Here is a 15,105-nt window from a genome sequence, read left to right on the forward strand (position 1 = left end):
AGCGATGAGCGGGTCTGACCCATCAAATGATTAGCCTCTTGTAACAAAGCCCTATAATTTGAAGTCTACTCTATAAAATCTCTTGGGATATGAATGAAGAAAACATTCTTATTACTCATTTTGTTATTTCTTGTAGGGTGTAATGACACGGTTAAAACGGAGGGAAAACGTTTGCATTTCCTGATGAAATACAAAAAATAATTGTGATGGGACAAGGGGTAAATAGTGATGACATCGCCATAATGAAAATACCATGCAAAACGCTAATTTAACAGAACCTCATACAGATGAAGGGCCATTCTATCAGCTGGAAGTGATTTATAAGGATTCGATAGATGTATGGTATTACGCAAGCTCAAATAGAGGGCGATTTTATGTAAACGATATGTATTCTTTGAACGAAGAAGCGCTCCCAGCTTTCAACAAACTGATGGACAATAATTAACAGACTCCGCTTCTTTTAAATCAAGACAAAGCTTTGAACGGACACATAGATTGAAAATAAAGATACGCCCATTAGGAACCAACCAGACACTGTTCTCTGTCTTTGAAATTCTTGAATGCCTAAAGTGAACATGAAGAAGCCTAAGAACAATATCATGAGGTCATTCAATTGGAAATCTCGTGTGATTAGACCGTAGGCTGCGAGAGAAATGCCTGTAATTGAAAAGATAATTTTTAAACGATTTAACATAACTTTCCACCTCCCATTTTAGTTTATGATACAATAAATAAAGTTTATAGCTAACTAGAAGGTCATTCGTATAACTACATTTCCATAGATAAAGGCATATGCTCGTCCATAGATCGAACATATGCCTTTATTTTTTAAACTCTTAACGAACCACGGAAGCCTCTTGCGGCGTAGTAGGAATCTGCTCCATTGTGGTACATAAAGACCATGTCATAGCGTCGGTCGCAGAAGATGGCACCGCCGAGCTTGCGAATGTTGTCAGGTGTTTGTACCCAGCTCGATGTTTTTAAATCGAATTTGCCAAGCTCCTGCAGATGGCGATATTGCTCTTCTGTTAACAGCTCAATACCGATGTCCTTAGCAACGTCCATAGCCGTATTTTCAGGCTTATGATTTTTTCTAGCTTCCCATGCTTCACGGTCGTAGCATAAACTTCTGCGTCCTTTAGGGCTTTCCGCTGAACAATCATAGAAAATGAACTCGTCCGTGTTTGCATCATAGCCCACTACATCTGGTTCACCACCTGTTGCTTCCATTTCGTGGAGCGACCATAGTTTTTCCATATTAGCCTCTAGCTTAGCTTGAACATTTGCCCAGTCAAGCCCTTCATGACGAGACGTATTTTTCTCAAAGCGAGCTTGCAAAGTATTGATTAGTTCCTCGCGTTGCTCTTGTGATAATTCCTTCGTTGTCATCGTTGTCTTCCCCCTTGCTTATTTAAATGACAAGCCTTCTTCCTCCAATGATGATCTCATAATCGGTAAGGAAGCTGGTCCAATACCATGCATTTTTACTATGTCCTTTTCCGTATACGTAGATAGTTTTTCCAACGTATCAATGCCTGCGTGCAGCAATGCATTTCTTGCAGGTGAACTCAGTTTGGAAAGGAAGCCACTACTCGGTTTATTTTCCTGATTACAGGTAGGGCAGTTTGGACAATCTGTGCTTTTGTAAAATGTATGCCCTTTTTCGCAAACTTTTAGCCTTTTTTCTGCCAACATCATCCCTCCAAACCTTATGCTATTGTCCATTTTAACATATTTTATCGAGGGAATTGCTAGAGGAACTTAGAAGGCCTCGATTTGTTGATCTGTTAAGTTTTGTGCACCCATATATTGAACTTTCGGTGCCCCATCCATATATTTCACGACCGCATATCTTTGGATCTCTGGTTTTAACCAAATGCGCGCTTCCTTCGGCCAACCCGCAATATCCTTCGCAAACATTTCCTCTGCTGTGATATTTGTATCTTTCGAGAGCGAATATTCAGTATTATTAAATTCATTATCTAAAATGGTCACATAGTATAAATCATCTCTGACTTTATAGACATCTTGAAAATGGCGGTCAATTGCATCGAAATAAAAGCCAGTTGGATATATATAAAACTCCCCTGCTTCATAAGCTATAATGGACTGACTTTCTCTGGATGGGAAATTCATATTCTCTATATCTAAGTCAACGCCAAATGTTTCTTTGTATTTTGCTTTGACAGTTGCCCCATCAAAAACCATTTCACCCATGTCGGAATACTCATGGTCAAGATTGTACTTTTGAATAACATCTAACACTAAAAATTGGACAACTTCACTGGCGTGATGATGAATGCGTCTCGTTGTACTAAATTCATCTAAGGCCTTAATGATTTCCTCCCTTTTGTTCTTCTCTAGTAATTCTTCTTGTCCAACAATACTATTTACGCTCGGTGCGAGGGCAGCAAGGACTTTGCCTACATTACTAGCTGGACTTGTATAATCGAAACCGTATTTTTTCTCTGAAAAAGTACTAATCAGGATGGAACGTTCCTCTCCAGCATATGGGGTAAAAGCTGTGTCATATGTAGCTTGATCTGTTTCTTTACCATTTAAAATATAGTCGATAGCACCTTCATTATTATCAATTGTAAATCCAGTTATAGCTAGCTCCATTGCTGAGTTATTTGGCTCCTTTGCATAAATCCATGTCTTGTCAACCGTAATCCCCTGACTTGTTTGATTGGAGAACATTTTAATGAACGTCCGACCATCCTGACCTTTGACTAAAGACACATTCATATCACAGGCCGAACAGACCAATTGATCAACTTCGCTTGAAAAAGATAGAATGGCGCTTTCACCGTTCGCATTTCCCGTCCAAATTTCTTGGATATAATTATCCTTATTTCGATGTGTATATGCAGATACTGGGTAGTCTGTTCCCTTCATGAAGGCATAAACCTCATGAACCCCATCATTATCAAAATCCACCAATTCCGAATATAAAACGCCCCGATTATACTCATTTTCAGCAAATGTTTGCATATCGTATGTATAACCTAATGTCTCAACGGCCTCAGATAATTTTTCATATAATTGACGCTCTACTAACTGCTTCTCCTGTGTTAGCTTAGATGTCGCTTCTTGGTCCACACTAGCCTCCACAGGCTCTTCCTTGGCTTGATTCGAACATCCACACATCAATACCATGAAGAATAATAACAACCAACTTTTTTTCATATCAACCTTCAACCTTTCAACACGATGTAATATCTATGTTATTTTTCTATATTTACTACTTTATACCAATACAAGAGTGCTGTAAGTAATAAAGTTTTGATATACCTCTACTAAAATGGCAAAAGAAAAACACCCTAAAGGATGCTCGTAAAGAAAATCACATGCTACTCATCAAAAAAATCTGTTAAGAAGAATGGCTGAATCCCAACCTCTCTAAATAAATATTTGATGGGATGAATCGCTTGAACAAAACGGCTGTTTGGAATGAATATTTTCTCTCTAAGTTCTTGAAACAGCGTTGCCTCAATTTCAGGAAACCATTCTTCATAGCTTACTCCCCTTTGTTGTTCAATCAAAATTAAATACAAGACAATGAATTCAAACATATAGGGAAAGTCTCGCTCTATTTTTGAATAATGCTGCAATAGAGCCGTTAGATAGCGTTCGAAATCGTAGTATGTTGTGCTAGCTCCATATTTTAAACGCTCACTCGCCGGCTTAAAGACAATTGTTGCTTTACTATACCAATTTCCTAGCATGCATACAAAAAGGAACAGTGCATGCTTTCTTGTTTCATAATCGGCATCATCGAAGTACTTGAAATACTCATCAAAAATATAAGGTTTGGCAGTGTCAAAATAGCCGATTTCAATTCCTTCAATTGTTTCCTTTACTTTTTCTACAATCGTTTTTTCAGTCATCCGTCCCACTCTTTCTTTATTTATTTGCAACATATTGCATCACTGCCTGGATCATAAGAACGAAACTAATGACCGTCGATAATAAAAGTTCCATTGCTTCTTGCTGATTCCATATAAGTCCATGTCGCATGAGCAAATAAAAACCACTTGCCAACGCAGGCAAATAGACTTCCCCAGGTCACGGCCTTGGACCTTTTATAAACATTACTGCCCCTTAAATACCTCATATACAAAAAACAAACAACACCTATTCCTATGATAAAAAGTGATGTCTGCGCAAAGGATGATGTCACGGTCATCAGTTCTTCATTTGGCATATCCACATAAAGAAGGTTACCTAGGTGAATCATGTTAAAAATCAGTAGACAAATCAGCACATATAAAAAGAATAGCCATTCAGCTATCATCAGGAACCGTCTCATTCTTTTTGTCTCTACCATCTTAGTCTAATAACCTTTCATTCTTTTTATTTACTATATATCTACAAAATAATCTCTCGCTATGAAAATCGCACGGTACATTTCTGACCATGGAATGGTATCTTCACAGCGATCACATTCTACATAAAGATCAGGTAGTAAACCCTTATCTAACAAGACATCCCATTGCCTATTGGTTAATTGATCTGGTCCATTTTTTATAACAGCCATAATGATTGCCAATACTTCCCCATCATAAATTCGATTGAACCTCACTAATTCTTTTAAATAAGCGATACATTTAGTCGGTTCACTTAGGATTTTTTGCTTTAGCTTTTCCCTTAGCATGTAACTCCCGCTTCCTTTTCTAACTTCATTCGCAAAAATAACATATCACTCTCTAATTATGTAAAAAAATTAAAATTAAGTAAATGAAAAACCTTATTCTCTTAAAGTGATAGGCAAGAAAGTTTTCAGCATTTTTTCAAACCATAGGGTAAATACCATTTCTCCTTTCTGCCAGCATACATATTATATGTTGTAGAAAGGAGGGATTTTCAGTGGGATACAACGGAAACGTAGGTAACATCAACAACAGCTGCTATTATGGCGGCGGCGACTCTGGCGGTGGCGGCTATTACGGTTCAACATTCGTATTAATCGTCGTTCTATTCATTCTTTTAATCATTGTTGGCGCTTCTTTCATGTACTAATCATCCCAATTAGCACCTAACCTTTTACAGACTTCTATAGTCATGTAAGGTCATTCTAGCCATTTTATAAGGGTCGCTTTTACCAGCCTAGTGACCCTTTTACTTTTCAGACAGGCGTGCGATAATGAAAGCTGAAATGGTAAATGGAGGTGAACCCTACATGTGGAGAGTAATAAAAGGATTACTAGGAATCGCCTTGATTATGGTTGGTCCTATGTTGATTGTCATTACGGTTGACGATACAGTATTTCTCAAAAATATATTATTAAGAATCATTGGTGGTCTGTGCGTTTTACTTGGCGTTCATTTATTACATAAACAATTTCATCCGAATTCATACAAAAGTAAACCTAGGTACTCAAAATAAAGAGCATTTGGTATACTTTTTAATTTAGAAAAAACTATTCCTTCTCAAAATATTTTGGATCTATTTGAAGAAGAATTGTATTCATATCATAAAAATTTCCTGATTTAAATTTTTCCTCATGAGTAAATCCTTGTTGATTTTGAATAAATGCTAACCAGTCCTTTTCTAACTAACTACCATTTCTCCCATAAACTTCCTCTATTTTTTTTGCTAGTTCTTTCTCGTTGTAGATTTGTTCAAACTTTTCAAGTCCATAGGTATCAATTAAATATGTAACAAATGAAGCCGCATGCGTGTAGCTCATCTCCATCAGGACTTGATTCTCTTTTTGATTTGATAGTTCTGGGCGAAAATAGACATCATCTTGATTTGGATCAATTAGCTTACTAATGGGAATTAACTTATCTGAATCCAAATAATGCTTCATGTATTTTTCAAAGTATAATTTATTTTTTCCATATTGATCCTCCATATAACTCGCAAAACCCTCTTGCGTAACATAGCCATGGTCTGATTCGAAATTGTCACCATAACCAAGTAAAGAATGGGTCATTTCATGGACTAGTGGATAGATATCTTCATTAACGCCAACTAGTTCGATTTTCATGCACCGCCCCAAGATAGACCGTCTTCCATAAACCATACGTTAATATGCTCAGATGGCGTGTAGGAAGTATGTATAGAATCCTTTATATGGTCATATGCCGTCACAATTTCATCCTTTATAGCCTCTACTTTTTCTTGTGGAACACCAATCTCATTCTTAATCTCAAAGGTTATTTTGCCATCCTTTGTCACCACAATATTTTCATCTTTTTTCGCTTCCTGTATTTGTTCTTTAGGTTGAACGGTTTCCGCTGTACAGGCTGTTAATAGCAATGTACATAGAAGGATTGTGCCTCTCCATTTAGCCATAATTTCCTCCTAAAAAAAGTATTTTCCAATTTATACGAAACGTAAAAACCAAAAGTTTCAATCCCAAAAGAAAAATAAGGAAAATTAGACAAAATTATTTATACTATTAGTAGATAAGGCAAAAAGGAGGACGCAATGAACAAAAGTAAATATATTCATTACAACTCACGCTATGGCTGGGATTTAAATGATGATGCAAATTTGGAAATGCGGTTATTCGCCAAAGCACAACACAAACAAGTAACCATTCTCAGCTATGGGTGTGACTTAGATCATCACACAATAAAAAAAATTGCTCAGCATTACCTCCATAGGAAAAAATCTGACCTAGCAGAAGAAACACTTGAAATAAGATATGATACATATGATGCTAATTCTAGTAAACATGAAGAGAGTCAATACTATTGGAAAACCTATTTCATTAGTGAAAGAACATTCGCTGCTTTTCTACAAGCGCTACATCGATTACCTGGTACGCATATTCGCTGTGAATTTAATGTGCGGGGACATTTTGAGGTAATTTTAAATGGTGTGGAATTTTCTACACGCGTATTAAAAGCCCTTGATTTTCCATCTATGTATAAGGAAGATTTAAACGGACGCTATCTTTTATTTATCGATACAGAATCACCTGACAATGAAATGATACGTCATAAAATACACTTGCTCCCTAAAGAGCTACAAAGTCTTTCACTTCCTTTAGATAGTTCACAGCTACAGTGGGAACTATTAGTAAAGGACTGGATAACAGCCATTCTTCGATACGAAGTGTAAACTTTAGCTTATTCAAGATGATGGACTATAAAACCAAGTAGTCTTACGCCACAGCGTAATTGCGTCCAGAATTTTTTTGAGCTTGCTCGAAAAGCTCCTATTCCAAATCTGTGACATCCGCTGGGGCTTTTATCTGGATTCAGTCGATGGTTGTACACCCAAAGAGAACAATTTATGCATTCATCTCACCACCTATAGAGGTGGGTATTTTCTGCTGAATCAAGATAAAAAGTAGTGTTAAGCGAATTCGTTTAACATGGCACCTCCCGATTTGTTACGAAGGGGCACTTTCATCGGTGCCCCTTCTATTTTTTGGTTATTGCACACTTCATCGCCATCCATTACGATAGAATTTATTCGTTATGATGGGATGTGGAATTATGTTAGAATTTATTGTTAATTTTTTATCCAATACCTATGTTAGTCAATCACCTTTACATACAAGAAAAATTGATCAAAATATAGCAAGGCTACAACAATATGATTGGTTTCAGACCATTTATTATGATGATCAGTATCGCAGCTTATTTTTTGCGAATCGTCACGTCAGAAAATATCTTCAAAGCACTATTCGTGTCAAGAGAATGATGAAGAAAAAGCAGGCACAAGCGCGATTTATCCGATTTTTAAATAAGCAATTAAAATAGATGCCTACAAATTGGTTGTTTACGGTGAAATAGCACTTAGCTAATTTCTATGAGGTCCATTTTCAATCATCATCATCTTTCATACTAGCCGTAGTGTGGAGAAGTGATGCGTGACAACACCACTCCATAAAGGATAGTGAACATCTTCACTTTATTTGAAAACCTTAGCTAAAAGGTACCATTTTTGTAGATTGGAGTGGAAGGCTACTTGACTCCTGTGTGATCGCGAGACAGACGAGCCTCTAAACGGAGCGATAGACTCGCTCTCGCCCACAGGAAAGCAAGTAGCCTGCAACGGAAACCATTTTCACCTTCCACCAAAATTCTATGGATGGTTATGTTATTTGTTTTTATATATCGCAAGCATATAGTGTTGAGCTACTCTACATCGGTACTTCAATAATACATACTTCATTCAATAAAGGTAACAATACAATGCATTAGGTAAAGATCACAAAGAGGTGTAGAAGAAAATGAAAAAGATGTTACTCGTCTTTATACTCCCCCTTATACTTGTTACTTCTTTCCAAACGACAATATCCGCTTCAACAGCTGAACCAACACAGGATTCTAACGAGCTGAGATTACAAGATATGCTCATGCTATTGCTTACTCCTTATATTGAAAAAGATTTGACCAATTATTATTCAAAGATTAGAAAGGATGTTTCCCCTCATGTTACTCCTTGGAAAATTGAAGTGATTGAAACAAAAAGAAATCATTTCCGAGGTTTTAAATTGCAAATTACTTTTGAAATTGAACCTACGGATGGTGGACAGTGGATTCCAATAGGGAAGGATCGGATGACCTATGAAATATCTGCAGGACCTGAGGTTAAATTAATCCATCACACGCACCTAAAGACGTATAAATATCCACCTGAATAATACCTTCCCAATTAAAATCACTTGCTTGTCCCTTTATTTAATGTCATGCGATTTTTTTCATCTGTGGTAGATTTAATCATAAAAGCACCCTGTCAAAGCTAGATGTTGTGTCTTACTTTGATGGGGTATTTCATCGTTATATTGGTTGACTAAACTGTTCATGGACTATCAATTTATTTTCTATCTCTTATTTCTTCTAGTATTTCTATTATGCGATTGTTTTGCTTTTCAATCGATTTTAACCTTTTTTCAATGATGCCTGAAGAGAAAAACACAATTAGTACAATCGCTATTCCAATTAGTAAATCCATTTTGATTCCCCCATTATCGATGTCAATTTACTTCATACTACATACGTTTCAAAAGACTAGTTGAATAAAAAAAGATGGCTCTATATGGAGGCCATCTTAAAGTAAAGTATCCGTGGTTGCATATTAATTGAATGATAAACAACGATGAATTAACGGATTCGAGCCTTACGGAAGCCATCGAATATACTGATTGCCGCATATACAACAAATATAATGATTACGCCGCCAACTATCCATATTTCAAATTGCTTAGTTGATGTGCTAAATAAATGACTCATGTACGTAATAAATTCTTGGTTCATTAAATTCGGATTACTTACTATCACAATGGATACAACGGTTGCGAAAAGCTCCACAATTGTATGAAAGATTGCCACTTTTTTCGTCCATTGCCCTTTCAGTAATTTGTAGAGACCTAACCCAATTTCGAGAGCAATGACAACGAGCACAATGGGCCAATAACGAAGTAAAACATCCTGATTGAAAGCTGGCATTACGAATCTGAGTCCATCCCCACCACCTTCATATACACCTAATAGGTGATTTGCATAAAAATAAAAAGTTGCCCAAATGGCCGTCCACATTAAATAGCCAAATACTTCGAGCTTCGTAATTGCTTTTTTCTTCGGAATATAAATAACGGTTTTCAAATCCTCAGGGGTCCATTTTTTAAGACTTGCTGACAACGGATACTGCTCTTTTCCTTTATCTGTTCGTTCAATAATGGCGAAAACGAGCGTTAGCCAGAAAAAGACGTTGATTCCTACTTCGATGATTCTCCATATTCCTTCACTGATTATCGTGATGACAACATTAAGAATCGCTTCTTCTCCACCAAAACCAATAAAGTATTCAGCAATCATCGAGATCACTGCAACGACAGCGGCAATTGGAATAATCATTTTTAATAACGAGATGTATACATCAAAATAGCGTGGGCCAATTAAATGCATGGGTTGATCTCGATAACCACTCGCTAATGCTGCTGGGTTTCCTAATTTCTCAAGAACATCCTTTACATCATTCTCATTGTAATCATCAGGCAGCATATCCCCAATGGTTGATCGTAACTCAAGTGCGATATCCTCACGATTTTTTTCAGGCAGCCTCCGCGTGACTTCTTGAATATAAATTTCAGTCAGATTCATCTTTATCCTCATCTCCTTTTAGTAACTCATAAAGTTCTTTTGAATTATTAATCCATTCTCTTTTCAATTGCAAAAAGACTTCTAATCCATAGTCACTTAATACATAATACTTGCGCGGTCTACTCTCTGATGTTTCCCAGCTACTCGTCACTAACTCCTGTTTTTCTAAACGGCGAAGCAATGGATATAAGGTACTTTGATCAATGTTAATGCCCGAATCCTCTAATAATTGAACAAGTGAATACCCATACTGGGGTGTTCGTAATTGACTTAAAACGGCTAATGTCAGCGTTCCTCTCCTAAGTTCTGTCGTTAATGAATTCAGTAACGTACTCATTCACTCACCTCAATTCCACTTACTATATGACATACACTGTATAACTTATACTATGTATCGTACACTATTGTTGTTACAACAACAAGCAGTTTTAATTTCCTTTATAGAAAAAATGCCGTTTTTCAACACAGAAAGGTGCTCAGAGGTGATTCGAGCTGACTGGGTTTCAAACGTTGGTTGACAGGAAAGGTCTGCGTTCCGTTAATTAAAGGTCGAACCACTGTATTATTGTGAAATTTCCAATACATAACACTTCAGACATTAGTCTGAAGACAAGAAATGACAATAGACTGTATATTGTATTTATACTTTTTAACAATAAAAGTATTAGGATAAATCCTAGACAACCATTACGTATAGAAAAAAATTACTACTAAAACGTTCAAGTATCTTAATTTATAAAAACTATACGTAATGTGTTTGTTAGATTTGTACTCGAAAAATTACATCTTGTACAACGGAACGTACAGTGATGTTTTTATGCCCTTTTGCTATGGATAAAACTGTATGTTCAGACCGATTAACTATTTGAAATACAAAAGTGTCGAGGTGATTTCTATGAAAGAGAAAATGCATTTTACAATTTTAAGTAACGATTCAACTGACGGAGATGGAGGTTACGGAGTAGGTACCCTTGATCTAAATAATGTAACGTCAATTATTATAGATTGTGAAAAAGAGCACGTGTTTATAGATTTAGAAGCCTTACACGGACGAAGTCAAATTGAAAAAAAAGTTCGTTTTTCCCCAGATCTAGCTCATGCTAGCAACGATTATTCTCGTTATTGGATAGTGTGGGTAGCGATTCAGGTTAATCAAAATGGCCCTTATTATGCGGGATGTACCGCAAGTGAAGTACGGGTATCAAAGGAAGAACGCCGTATTAAACTTGGCTATAAATCTTTGCCAGAACAAGTTAATTATTTAGATAAGGCACTGAAAGGGAAATTTCTCTTGCAGCATATAGACAGTAATTCAAAAAAACTACTCAATCAGTTTTTATCTGGATTTAATGAAGCGTATTGGCAACACTCACCTGAAGAACTGAAACAACAATTGTCTGTATAGGAGGATTTATAATGGCTTTTGTCATTACAGAATTATGTAGGGATGAAAAAGCGGCTGTCTGTTTGGATGTCTGTCCAGTAAATTGCATTGTTATGACAGATACCCAATATGTAATTGATCCCGATCTTTGCATTGATTGTGGAGCCTGTGAATTAGTTTGTCCAGTAGAAGCAATTTATTTTGAGGATGAGTTGCCTTCTGAATATCATTCAGCAACCCTGCTAGCACGCAATCATTTTCGAAACTAAATTGATATAAATTGAATAGAAGCGAGAATGTCCTACCTAAAAAAAGCCGATTTCCTATACAAGAAGAAATCGACTTTTTCGATAAGATGTACTTATCCTAACTGGCGTTTAAATTGTGTAATGGCGAAGAAGTAAGCGAAGACCATGATGCCGACGCACCACATAAGAGCGAGCCAAATATCGTTACTAACAGACCCTTCATATAAGAGGGCACGAATCGCATTCACGATTGAGGTAACGGGCTAGTTTTCAGCAAACGCACGGATAATTTTAGGCATGGTTTCAGTGGGAACAAAGGCCGAACTGATAAAAGGTAGGAAAATTAGCGGGTACGAGTAGGCTGTTGCCCCCTCCATAGACCCTGCTGCCAATCCAGGAATAATTGCCAACCATGTCAGTGCTAGCGTAAACAGCCCTCCTTGTTACAGCTCGTTATTTACATATGTGCATAATTGCTGATACATTTCCTCTTCATAATCCTTCTGGCCTCTTATAAATTTCTCCTTTAAATTATAAAAACAAATTTCAAGATATTCCTGATTATGATGCTGCTGAAAGGGTTTCCTCGCTTTTACTGGTCCTAATCCATCAAAGTAGTGATTCATTTTTTCGTAGGTTCGAATTTGATAGCCCCGCTTCTTCATTTCATCCATGACTTTTTCTGTATACAAATACAGGTCGTCTTTCGGGTATTCGTATAGATAATTAATCAAAATATGCTGATCCTCTTTAGCAAAGATGCTATTTAGCTCTCTCCACTGTGACAGAAGTTGTCCTTTTGGTAGATACGCGATTAAATCTACATGCCATAACCTCATACGTCTTCCCCTTTCTATTAATCAACCATTAATGTAAAATATTACTTACTATACTAAAACTGACGGAGGGATAGTATGGAAATAAAAACTGCAACGCTCGAAGAAATTCCACAAATTGAGCGTTTATACCAAGCGCTTTTTTTAGAAATGTCCATTCTTCAACCTAAATATATCAAACCTGCCAAACAAGATGCCAATTTTATCAGGTATACAATCATTGAAGATGATTCAGATATTTTAATCGCAACATTCGAGAACGAAGTAGTAGGCTTTTTGCTTATTCAAGAAACAACGACCCCACCCTACTCTTGTTTGGTTGAACACAAATATGCCTTTATTGTTGATGTGATAGTTGAAAAATCTTACCAAAGCAAAGGAATTGGATCTGCTTTATTAGATGCAGCGAAAAAATGGGCAGCCTATCGTCACTTGGATTATTTGGAGTTAAATGTATTGACTGAAAATAAAGGGGCTAAATCCTTATATGAAAAACATGGTTTCAAGGATACGAACCAGACGATGCGCTTAGCATTTTAGGTATGTGATGAGAAAGGAGGGATTTCAATGGAAGAAATGAAAACAGTACAAAAGAAATCAAACCTCGTAGTGCCTGTCTTTATTGGCATGGGATTAGGTGCGTTTATCGGAATACTTGCCTATGTAAAAGATTGGCTATAAAAAAAAATAGACAAAGCTCCTCAAACGGCTTTGTCTATTTTTCTGCTAAAACACTAGATTAATTTACTTTCTTTCAGTAAATCATAAATGATTGTATCTTTTGTTTTATGAATACCCAATTTACCGATTTGCTTTAAGATAAATGGTGCATCAATATCTGTGAGTTTTTTACCGTCCAGTAAACGAGCCGTTGAAGCTAACAACGTGCGAACATCAAAGGCAGATGCAAATACTTCTGGCACTCCACGATCAATCGTTAATAATTGATAGACTGCCTCCATCGCCGTTCTTACTGAATATTCAGTGGTAAAGACTGTATCTCTTGCTGTTTCACTAAAGTTGCCAATGAAGGCTAGGTTAGCAGATCCTTCTGGCACAACTAGTGGACGATCACCCATTGCTCTTGGCATGAAATAAGAGGTGATGTAAGGCATATAGCATGGAATGGTATTACAAGAATTTTGCGCAATGTCTGGAATTTCATCCACCGGTACACCCATATGGTATAACCACTCTTGTGCAATCTCAATGCCTGTACATTCCGTAATACTTTTCTTAATAAAATCACCTGGTTTGTTTGATAGTAAGCCATAAATCCAAACAACTAATTGATCCTTTGGTTGATTTTTAAAGTGAGGTTGTCGATTCAATGTATAGCTTAGCATCCAATTAGAATCGGTAGCTGTCACAATCCCTCCTGTTACAACCTTACCAGCATATGGGTCCCTTTTACTGATTTTTTCAATATAAGGAGCCACACGATCGTCTAATGTCGTAAGAGTAGCTGAAACAAACCAGCTTTCTTCTGGAAGATTATCGCAGAACTTTTCTGGTCGTCCAAACTCTTCACCTTGGGCAGCGATGTTTTTCCACAGTGACCAGCTGCCACCTAACTCTTTATTTATAGGGGCTGGTGTATTATTATCCCCGTAGGTTGTGCTCTCCGTAATACTACCATTTGTCACAAACACTAACTCATTTTCTGTTAGCTCAATATTCTTTTTCACACCATCTTTTCTTAACACCAATGTATGAGCGACTTTTTTGTCTCCTACCTTATCAACCAATACATTTTCTACAACCGTATTAAATTGGAAATCAACATCATGACTTTCTAAGTATTTAATCATAGGAAGCACGAGTGATTCATACTGATTATACTTTGTAAATTTCAATGCGGATAAGTCTGGTAATCCGCCAATATGATGAATGAAGCGCATAATATAACGACGCATTTCCATCGCAGAATGCCATTTTTCAAACGCAAACATAGTGGACCAATAGAGCCAAAAGTTCGATTCAAAAAATTCCTCTGAAAAAACATCTGTGATTTTTTTATCCTCTAATTTTTCCTCAGGGGTAAAGAATAATTTAATCATTTCTTCTGAGGATTTGTCTGATAAGGTGAACTTGCCATCATCCTCAAGTCTTTGTCCTCTATCCTTTATTAATCGACATTTTGAATAGTTAGGGTCCTCTTTATTTAACCAATAAAATTCATCTAAAACCGAAGCATTTTCTACTTCTAACGAAGGAATGGAACGGAATAAATCCCATAGGCATTCAAAATGATCTTCCATTTCACGACCACCGCGAATAATAAACCCTCTCGTCGGATTAAGTATGCCATCAAGACTACCTCCTGAAATATCCAACTCTTCGAGAATATGAATATTCTCTCCTTTCATTTGGCCATCACGAATTAAAAAACATGCCGCTGAAAGCGAGGCTAGTCCCGAACCAATCAGATAAGCAGATTTTGCATCTACCCCCTCAGGTTTTTTAGGACGTGCGAAAGCTTCATAGTTACCATTGCTGTAATACATATTACCGCCTCCCGATTTATTATTCTAATATAGAATAACACAGATCATCGGCCTAATGG

Annotated in this window: 23 protein-coding genes and 1 pseudogene; 9 read left to right on the forward strand and 15 right to left on the reverse strand. The window is 36.8% G+C overall.

Translation table 11 applies throughout. The features are described 5' to 3' along the window. Nucleotides 1–253: 253 nt before the first annotated feature. Nucleotides 254–445: a hypothetical protein gene (locus ACEVFT_RS22775; protein WP_393951396.1), complete on the forward strand. Its 192-nt coding sequence runs from the start codon at nt 254–256 to the stop codon at nt 443–445. A gap of 15 nt (nt 446–460) precedes the next feature. Here ACEVFT_RS22775 and ACEVFT_RS22780 read toward each other — a convergent pair whose 3' ends face one another. The 7 genes from ACEVFT_RS22780 to ACEVFT_RS22810 form a co-directional block, all read right to left on the reverse strand. Further along, a complete protein-coding gene (locus ACEVFT_RS22780; protein WP_205443191.1) occupies nt 461–694 on the reverse strand; it encodes a YczI family protein in 234 nt (77 codons plus the stop codon). Between the two features lie 134 nt (nt 695–828). After that, nucleotides 829–1,389 (reverse strand): DUF4256 domain-containing protein, encoded by a 561-nt coding sequence (locus ACEVFT_RS22785; RefSeq protein ID WP_393951397.1) that lies wholly within the window; start codon nt 1,387–1,389, stop codon nt 829–831. Between the two features lie 18 nt (nt 1,390–1,407). Next, entirely contained in the window at nt 1,408–1,695 is a 288-nt protein-coding gene (locus ACEVFT_RS22790; RefSeq protein WP_393951398.1) for an RNA polymerase alpha subunit C-terminal domain-containing protein, read from the reverse strand. 66 nt (nt 1,696–1,761) lie between these two features. Then, nucleotides 1,762–3,189, reverse strand: coding sequence for a hypothetical protein (locus ACEVFT_RS22795; protein ID WP_393951399.1), 1,428 nt, complete (start codon nt 3,187–3,189; stop codon nt 1,762–1,764). Between the two features lie 164 nt (nt 3,190–3,353). Continuing rightward, nucleotides 3,354–3,890 carry a hypothetical protein gene (locus tag ACEVFT_RS22800; RefSeq protein WP_393951400.1) on the reverse strand — a complete coding sequence of 179 codons (537 nt, stop codon included), beginning with the start codon at nt 3,888–3,890 and terminating at the stop codon, nt 3,354–3,356. 65 nt (nt 3,891–3,955) lie between these two features. After that, nucleotides 3,956–4,312, reverse strand: a complete 357-nt coding sequence (locus ACEVFT_RS22805; RefSeq protein ID WP_393951401.1) for a hypothetical protein — start codon at nt 4,310–4,312, stop codon at nt 3,956–3,958. Nucleotides 4,313–4,363: 51 nt separating this feature from the next. Then, entirely contained in the window at nt 4,364–4,657 is a 294-nt protein-coding gene (locus ACEVFT_RS22810) for a hypothetical protein (protein WP_393951402.1), read from the reverse strand. Between the two features lie 239 nt (nt 4,658–4,896). On the opposite strand from ACEVFT_RS22810, the gene ACEVFT_RS22815 reads away from it, so the two are divergent. Next, nucleotides 4,897–5,022 (forward strand): YjcZ family sporulation protein, encoded by a 126-nt coding sequence (locus ACEVFT_RS22815; RefSeq protein WP_205447465.1) that lies wholly within the window; start codon nt 4,897–4,899, stop codon nt 5,020–5,022. A 124-nt stretch (nt 5,023–5,146) separates the two neighbouring features. Continuing rightward, a complete protein-coding gene (locus ACEVFT_RS22820) occupies nt 5,147–5,389 on the forward strand; it encodes a hypothetical protein (protein WP_393951403.1) in 243 nt (80 codons plus the stop codon). Between the two features lie 169 nt (nt 5,390–5,558). Here ACEVFT_RS22820 and ACEVFT_RS22825 read toward each other — a convergent pair whose 3' ends face one another. Beyond that, complete coding sequence (locus tag ACEVFT_RS22825; protein WP_393951404.1) at nt 5,559–5,996, reverse strand: gluzincin family metallopeptidase; 438 nt, start codon at nt 5,994–5,996, stop codon at nt 5,559–5,561. Then, entirely contained in the window at nt 5,993–6,304 is a 312-nt protein-coding gene (locus ACEVFT_RS22830) for a hypothetical protein (protein WP_393951405.1), read from the reverse strand. The genes ACEVFT_RS22825 and ACEVFT_RS22830 overlap by 4 nt, the downstream gene beginning before the upstream one ends. A gap of 135 nt (nt 6,305–6,439) precedes the next feature. Between ACEVFT_RS22830 and ACEVFT_RS22835 the strand changes: the two genes are divergently transcribed. From ACEVFT_RS22835 to ACEVFT_RS22845, 3 genes are all read left to right on the forward strand, one after another. Further along, entirely contained in the window at nt 6,440–7,078 is a 639-nt protein-coding gene (locus ACEVFT_RS22835; RefSeq protein WP_393951406.1) for a hypothetical protein, read from the forward strand. A 380-nt stretch (nt 7,079–7,458) separates the two neighbouring features. Beyond that, nucleotides 7,459–7,725, forward strand: a complete 267-nt coding sequence (locus ACEVFT_RS22840; RefSeq protein ID WP_393951407.1) for a hypothetical protein — start codon at nt 7,459–7,461, stop codon at nt 7,723–7,725. A gap of 473 nt (nt 7,726–8,198) precedes the next feature. Next, complete coding sequence (locus ACEVFT_RS22845) at nt 8,199–8,612, forward strand: DUF3888 domain-containing protein (protein ID WP_393951408.1); 414 nt, start codon at nt 8,199–8,201, stop codon at nt 8,610–8,612. 173 nt (nt 8,613–8,785) lie between these two features. Here the strand turns inward: ACEVFT_RS22845 and ACEVFT_RS22850 are convergent, their stop codons facing one another. From ACEVFT_RS22850 to ACEVFT_RS22860, 3 genes are all read right to left on the reverse strand, one after another. After that, nucleotides 8,786–8,923 carry a hypothetical protein gene (locus ACEVFT_RS22850; RefSeq protein WP_342534557.1) on the reverse strand — a complete coding sequence of 46 codons (138 nt, stop codon included), beginning with the start codon at nt 8,921–8,923 and terminating at the stop codon, nt 8,786–8,788. Nucleotides 8,924–9,072: 149 nt separating this feature from the next. Next, entirely contained in the window at nt 9,073–10,071 is a 999-nt protein-coding gene (locus ACEVFT_RS22855) for an HAAS signaling domain-containing protein (RefSeq protein WP_205443177.1), read from the reverse strand. Next, the gene (locus tag ACEVFT_RS22860; RefSeq protein WP_205443176.1) at nt 10,058–10,408 is read right to left on the reverse strand and encodes a PadR family transcriptional regulator; all 351 of its coding nucleotides are present in this window, start codon (nt 10,406–10,408) and stop codon (nt 10,058–10,060) included. The genes ACEVFT_RS22855 and ACEVFT_RS22860 overlap by 14 nt, the downstream gene beginning before the upstream one ends. A gap of 558 nt (nt 10,409–10,966) precedes the next feature. Here ACEVFT_RS22860 and ACEVFT_RS22865 point away from each other — a divergent pair. Beyond that, nucleotides 10,967–11,476, forward strand: coding sequence for a YwhD family protein (locus ACEVFT_RS22865; protein WP_205443174.1), 510 nt, complete (start codon nt 10,967–10,969; stop codon nt 11,474–11,476). Nucleotides 11,477–11,487: 11 nt separating this feature from the next. Then, a complete protein-coding gene (locus ACEVFT_RS22870; protein WP_393951409.1) occupies nt 11,488–11,724 on the forward strand; it encodes a DUF362 domain-containing protein in 237 nt (78 codons plus the stop codon). Between the two features lie 92 nt (nt 11,725–11,816). Here ACEVFT_RS22870 and ACEVFT_RS22875 read toward each other — a convergent pair. Continuing rightward, nucleotides 11,817–12,140, reverse strand: a pseudogene (locus ACEVFT_RS22875) (ABC transporter permease); the annotation flags it as partial. A 6-nt stretch (nt 12,141–12,146) separates the two neighbouring features. After that, nucleotides 12,147–12,542 (reverse strand): pyrimidine dimer DNA glycosylase/endonuclease V, encoded by a 396-nt coding sequence (locus ACEVFT_RS22880; RefSeq protein WP_342443462.1) that lies wholly within the window; start codon nt 12,540–12,542, stop codon nt 12,147–12,149. Nucleotides 12,543–12,617: 75 nt separating this feature from the next. On the opposite strand from ACEVFT_RS22880, the gene ACEVFT_RS22885 reads away from it, so the two are divergent. Then, on the forward strand, nt 12,618–13,079 hold the full coding sequence (locus tag ACEVFT_RS22885; RefSeq protein ID WP_393951410.1) for a GNAT family N-acetyltransferase: 462 nt from the start codon (nt 12,618–12,620) through the stop codon (nt 13,077–13,079). Nucleotides 13,080–13,273: 194 nt separating this feature from the next. Here ACEVFT_RS22885 and ACEVFT_RS22890 read toward each other — a convergent pair whose 3' ends face one another. Beyond that, nucleotides 13,274–15,046 (reverse strand): oleate hydratase, encoded by a 1,773-nt coding sequence (locus ACEVFT_RS22890; RefSeq protein ID WP_393951411.1) that lies wholly within the window; start codon nt 15,044–15,046, stop codon nt 13,274–13,276. Nucleotides 15,047–15,105 lie beyond the last annotated feature (59 nt).

The sequence above is a fragment of the Lysinibacillus sp. PWR01 genome (genome assembly GCF_043359455.1).
Lineage (GTDB): Bacteria > Bacillota > Bacilli > Bacillales_A > Planococcaceae > Lysinibacillus > Lysinibacillus fusiformis_F.